This window comes from Pseudokineococcus marinus (assembly GCF_013004605.1).
GTDB classification, from domain to species: Bacteria; Actinomycetota; Actinomycetes; order Actinomycetales; family Quadrisphaeraceae; genus Pseudokineococcus; species Pseudokineococcus marinus.
This window is the reverse complement of record NZ_JABEMA010000225.1, coordinates 1-5067: the sequence shown is the minus strand read 5'-3', so window position 1 is coordinate 5067 and position 5067 is coordinate 1. Positions and strand designations below refer to the sequence as shown.

The following is a 5067-nucleotide window of genomic DNA, read 5'->3' as shown; positions in this document are numbered from 1 at the left end:
CGGGGGCCCGACGGCCGCGGGCGCCCTGCCGGGGCCTACCGCGCGGGCGCGCGCGGGACTACCGTCCGGCGCCGTGGGGAACGCGCAGGCGACGACCGCACCGCCGACCGGGACCGGCACGGGCACGGCGGCGCTGCCGCCCGCGCCCCCGACCGTCCACGAGCGGCCCCGGCACGACCACGCGGACCTCGAGGCCCACCGCCGCGAGCTCACGGCCCACTGCTACCGGATGCTGGGCTCCGCGGTCGACGCCGAGGACGCCGTCCAGCAGACGATGGTGAGGGCCTGGCGCGGTCTCGACCGGTTCGACGGGCGGGCCAGCCTGCGCACGTGGCTCTACCGCATCGCCACCAACGTCTGCCTCGACGAGCTCGCCGGCGCGAAGCGGCGGGCCATGCCGGTGGACGTCTCCGCGGCGCCGTCCGAGCCCGTGGTCTCGTCCCTGGGCGCCCCGCTCGAGGAGTCGGTCTGGCTGACGCCGGCGCCGTCGGCCCGCGTGCTGCCCGAGGGCGACCCCGCCGACGTGGCGGTCGCCCGCGAGCAGGTCCGGCTGGCCTTCGTCGCCGTCCTGCAGCACCTGCCGCCGCGCCAGCGCGCCGTCCTCCTGCTGCGGGAGGTGCTGCGGTGGTCCGCCGAGGAGGTCGCCGACCTCCTCGGGACGACGACGGCGTCCGTCAACAGCGCCCTCCAGCGCGCGCGGGCCACCATCGCGGCCCGCGAGCCCCGGCCCGGCAGCCCCCTCGACGCGCTCGACCCGGCGCACGCCGAGCTCCTGCGGGCCTACGTCGCCGCCTTCGAGGCCTACGACATGGAGGCGCTGGCGCAGCTGCTGCACGCCGAGGTCGTGCAGTCGATGCCCCCCTACGCCCTGTGGCTGCGCGGGCCCGAGGACGTCGTCGCGTGGCACGTCGGCCCGGGTGGGGCGTGCCGCGGGTCCCGCCTCGTCCCCGTCGAAGCGAACGGCTCCCCCGCGCTCGCCCAGTACAAGCCCGACCCGGAGCAGCCCGGCGTGCGCCGCTTCTGGGCGCTGCACGTGCTGCGCAGCCGCGACGGCCGCGTCGGGGAGATCACCAACTTCCTCGACACCCGCACCCCGGCGGTCTTCGGGCTGCCGGAGCACCTGGAGGACTGACAACCCACGGCCTCGGAGGGCGGGGCGTCCAGCCCCTCAGGACGTCGGGGTCACGGCCTCCCGCGCCTCGGCCTCCCGTTCCCCCTCGTCCTCGAGGCCGCTCGCCAGGCCGCCGAGGAGCCGGCGCAGGCCCGTGACGACGGCGCCCGTCGCCTCCCGCGCCCGGCGGTCGGGCATCTCCAGCTCGGCGACCGCCTCCGACAGCTCCCGGACGCGCTGGCGCAGCAGTCCCACCTCGGCGGCGCGGGGCGTCGGCTCCTCGCCCATCGGGCGGACCGCCGCGGCGGCGGCGCGCAGGGCGCGGGCGGTCGGCGCCCGAACCTCCCCGTGGATGTCGAGGCCGGTGTCCCCCTCCGCGTGGACGTCGATGAGGAGGTCCGTGAGGTCGGCCGTCCGGGTGGCCACCGAGTCGAGGACGAGCGCCTCGCTGCGCTGGCGGTCGACGACGCCGCGCTCTCGACGGGCCCGGGCGTTGGCGCGCAGGGAGCGGCGCACGTCGAGCCCGCTCGCGCGCACCGACTGCAGGACGGGGTCGATGGCCCGGGCGCGGTCGCGCCACTGCGAGCTCGTGGGGGGGTCGTCGTCCTCGAGGCCGGCCGCCAGGTCGTCGAGCTGGTCGGCGAGGGTCGTCGCGAGCTGGGAGATCGCCCAGCTGCTCTGCGCCAGCGGCACCGTCGGGAGCAGGAGGTTGAGGAGCACCGCGAGGGTGGCGCCGAGGAGCGTCAGCCCCGTGTACGCCACCGCGTAGGTGAGGGGCTCCGTCGCCCCGATGACGAGCGTGAAGAGCGCGACGATCGGCACCCAGGAGCGCGCGGACCCGAAGACCGGCAGCCCCGCGACGACGATGCCCACGCCCACGACGGCCGGGACGAGGAGGACCGGGGCGGGGATGAGCGCCTCGAGCCCGACGGCGAGCGCGGCGCCCGCGATGATCGCGGCGACGCTGTACAGCGACTCCATGGTGGAGGAGCGCACGCTCGGGTAGGCGGCGACGACGGCGCCGAGCGGCGCGTAGTAGGGGTACTGCTCGGCGGGCGCGAAGGGCAGCCACAGAGCCACCTGCCACGCCAGCAGGGCGGCGACCGCCGCCTTGAGCGCCATCTCGCCCCGAGGCCAGCGCCCGGTCGTCAGGAGCCGGCGGAGGTCTCGCGGGTGCCGCACCTCGCCGCGGACGCGGCGGGCTCGTGCCAGGGCGTCCATCCGCCCAGCGTGGCAGCGGCCCCGCGCTCCGGCACGGCGACGGCTCGGTGGGGGCGGCGACCGCCGCAGCGGGGCGCCGGCCGGGAGGCGAGCGGGAGGTCGTGGGCGGCGCCGGTGTCGGTGCCGCCGCCTAGCGTCGTCGCGGCGGGTCCGGGCACGGGGCTCGCGGGCTCCCTCGGTCGAGGGCCGGACGACGGGGGTGGTGGGCGGGTGCCGAGCCGGTCGCCGCTGCGTCCGCCCGCCATGGGCCACCTCACGTGCCGCCGCGCCCGGGGGACGCACGTCGTCGACCTCTCGGGGTGCCGGTGGGTCGACCCGGCGCACCTCGTGGGGGTGGCCGCCCTCGCGGCCCGGCACGCCGCGGCCGGCGCGCGCCTGCGCGTCGTCGGGCCCTCGCGCCCCGAGCAGCGCCGCTACGCGGCGCGGATGCACCTGGGGCGCGTCCTCGACGAGCTGGGGGTCGAGCACGACCTGCACGACGTCGTGCCGGAGGCCGACCGCGCGCTCGACCTGCTCGAGGTCCGCCCCGTCGCCACCGAGGCCGACGCGCTGGCGCTCGCCCGGCTCGTGCACGCCCGGACGGCGCCCGGTGACCCGGTGGCGGCCGAGGCGCTCTTCACGGGCGTCGCCGAGCTCGCCGCCAACGTGGCGGACCACGCGCAGGCCACCGGCTACGTCGCGGCGCAGGTCCTGCCCGCCGCCGGCTGCGTGCGCTTCGCGGTCGCCGACGGCGGCCTCGGGCTGCGGAGCACGCTCGCCGGGCGCGGCGCCCGCGGGGCCCGGCACGCGCTGCACCTGGCGCTCGACGGCACGAGCCGCCTCGACGACCCGACCCGCGGTGTCGGGCTGGTCACGGTCGTGCACGAGGTGGGCCGGCTGCGCGGGTCGCTGTTCCTCGCCTCGGGCCCGGCGGCCGTCCGCACGTCCCGTCCGCGGGGCGCTCGGCGGTCCGTCCGCACCGACGGCGCCCTGCGCTCACCCTTCGGCGGGACGCTCGTCGAGGCCGTCGTCGGCGTCCGCGGCACCCCCGGCCGGACGGAGGGGCGGACGGAGGGGCGGACGGAGGGGCGGACGGAGGCGTGGGCGGAGAGGGTGACGGACGCGCCGGCGGAGGAGCCGGCCGAGGTGTCGACGGGGGCGTCGGGGCGGGTGGGCGCGTACCGTGAGCGGTGAGCCAGGACGACGACGCAGGACGGCGCCGGCGGGAGGACGAGCGGTGATCATCGAGCTGCCGAGCATGGTCGCGGGGCGCGGCATGGCCGACGCCCTCGTCGACGGCCTCGCGGGCGAGCTGGCCGGGGCGCTCGTCCGCCTCGACTGCCGCCGTCTCGTCACCGGGAGCCCGTCCTTCGCCGCCCAGCTGGTGAGCCGTGTCCTCGGCGGCGGGGCGGCCGAGCTGCGGGTCGAGGCGGCTCCCGCGGCCTTCGCCGAGCACCTGCGGGAGGCGGCGCGCCGCCTGGGCGCGCAGGAGCGCCTCGTCGTCGTCCAGCCCGTCACCGCCTGAGCGAGCGGTCCGCCTCCGCCCCTCTCCAGCGCACGCGAGCGTGCGCCGAGGTCGCGGTGCACCGCGACGTCGACGCGCCGCTCTGCGCTCGCGGCGCCGGGCTCGCCCTCCAGGCCCTCACCGCTCGGGCTCACCGCTCAGGGCTCACTGCTGAGGGCTCACTGCTGAGGGCTACCGCCCGCGGCGGCGCTCCCACCAGCCCCGGTCGTCGAGCGCCGCGGCCACGGCGGCGTTGAGCGCGCCCCACGCGTCGTCCTCGTCGCGCGCCGTCACGTCCTCGTCGCCGAGGAAGGCCCAGCGGGCGCGCTGCTGCCAGGCCCGCGCCGCGTCCACGACGTCGCGCGTGGCGACCCGGGCGAGCCGCACGTCCAGGCGCCCCTCGGCCTCCGAGCGGGCCGCCTCGAGGTCCGCGGGCACGGCGACGACGACGTGCGCCGACGGCGCCACCTCCCGCGCCGCTCGCTCGAGCGCGGTGCCGACGGCGCGCAGGGCCGTGCGGGCGACGAGCGCGGCGTCCTGGGCGTCGAGCAGCGCCGCGCGCTCGCGCGCGTAGACGCGCTGGCGGCGCTCACGCCGGGCCGTCGCGAGCTGGGCGACGACGACGGCGAGGACGGCCGCCGACGCCGTGATGACCGCGCCGACCAGCGCCCCCGTGCCGTCCTCCACGCCGCCATCCTGCTGCCGCCCGCCGACAGCCGGGCGACGGCGGAGCAGCCCACCCCGGCGAGTCGGAGCCGGAGCCGTCCACGAGCGTGACCGTGCACGGTCACGCTCGTGGACGCCCTCCCCCGGCGGCTCCGCCCTCAGGAGGTCCCCGAGGGGCGGCCCGTCCCCCTGCGCCGGGCCACCGCCTCGAGGCGCTCGAGGACGAGGCGCGGGCCGGGCGGCCAGCCCGCCGCCGCGCTCGCGTCGATGACGACGGCACCGGCGGCGCTCGCGGCGCGCACCTCCCGGATGAGGGCGGCGAGCACGGGTCCCGAGGGCCGCTCGGGCACGTGGACGACGATCGGCGGCGTCACGGCGTCCGCAGGTGCTCGAGGGAGGACGCCGCCCGCACGCGCCCGGACAGCGCCGCGGCGAGGAGCCGGCAGACGAGCGCGGCGAGCAGGGCCACCAGCACGGCGGCGAGGACGACGCCGACGAGCACCGCGCCGAGCTGCCCCGGCCCCGCCGCGAGCGGGGCGCCGAGCAGCAGGCCCCCGACCAGGGCGCCGAGGGCCAGGGAGGGGAC

Annotated in this window: 7 protein-coding genes; 3 read left to right on the top strand and 4 right to left on the bottom strand. The window is 79.2% G+C overall.

Features of this window, described 5'->3' with window-relative positions; genetic code table 11:
- The first annotated feature begins 73 nt into the window (after window positions 1-73).
- Window positions 74-1132 (top strand): sigma-70 family RNA polymerase sigma factor, encoded by a 1059-nt coding sequence (locus HLB09_RS12720; protein WP_322790168.1) that lies wholly within the window; start codon window positions 74-76, stop codon window positions 1130-1132.
- A 36-nt stretch (window positions 1133-1168) separates the two neighbouring features.
- Here the strand turns inward: HLB09_RS12720 and HLB09_RS12715 are convergent, their stop codons facing one another.
- Window positions 1169-2332 carry a hypothetical protein gene (locus HLB09_RS12715; protein WP_171203723.1) on the bottom strand — a complete coding sequence of 388 codons (1164 nt, stop codon included), beginning with the start codon at window positions 2330-2332 and terminating at the stop codon, window positions 1169-1171.
- Between the two features lie 210 nt (window positions 2333-2542).
- On the opposite strand from HLB09_RS12715, the gene HLB09_RS12710 reads away from it, so the two are divergent.
- Both HLB09_RS12710 and HLB09_RS12705 read left to right on the top strand, forming a co-directional pair.
- Complete coding sequence (locus HLB09_RS12710; protein WP_171203722.1) at window positions 2543-3505, top strand: hypothetical protein; 963 nt, start codon at window positions 2543-2545, stop codon at window positions 3503-3505.
- A gap of 43 nt (window positions 3506-3548) precedes the next feature.
- A complete protein-coding gene (locus tag HLB09_RS12705; RefSeq protein WP_171203721.1) occupies window positions 3549-3836 on the top strand; it encodes a hypothetical protein in 288 nt (95 codons plus the stop codon).
- A gap of 171 nt (window positions 3837-4007) precedes the next feature.
- On the opposite strand, the gene HLB09_RS12700 is transcribed toward HLB09_RS12705, so the two are convergent.
- From HLB09_RS12700 to HLB09_RS12690, 3 genes are all read right to left on the bottom strand, one after another.
- Window positions 4008-4502: a hypothetical protein gene (locus HLB09_RS12700; protein ID WP_171203720.1), complete on the bottom strand. Its 495-nt coding sequence runs from the start codon at window positions 4500-4502 to the stop codon at window positions 4008-4010.
- 137 nt (window positions 4503-4639) lie between these two features.
- Complete coding sequence (locus tag HLB09_RS12695; RefSeq protein WP_171203719.1) at window positions 4640-4855, bottom strand: hypothetical protein; 216 nt, start codon at window positions 4853-4855, stop codon at window positions 4640-4642.
- Window positions 4852-5067, bottom strand: a 216-nt coding sequence (locus HLB09_RS12690; RefSeq protein ID WP_212771021.1) for a hypothetical protein, incomplete at its 5' end; no start/stop codon positions are given. The genes HLB09_RS12690 and HLB09_RS12695, both read right to left, overlap by 4 nt.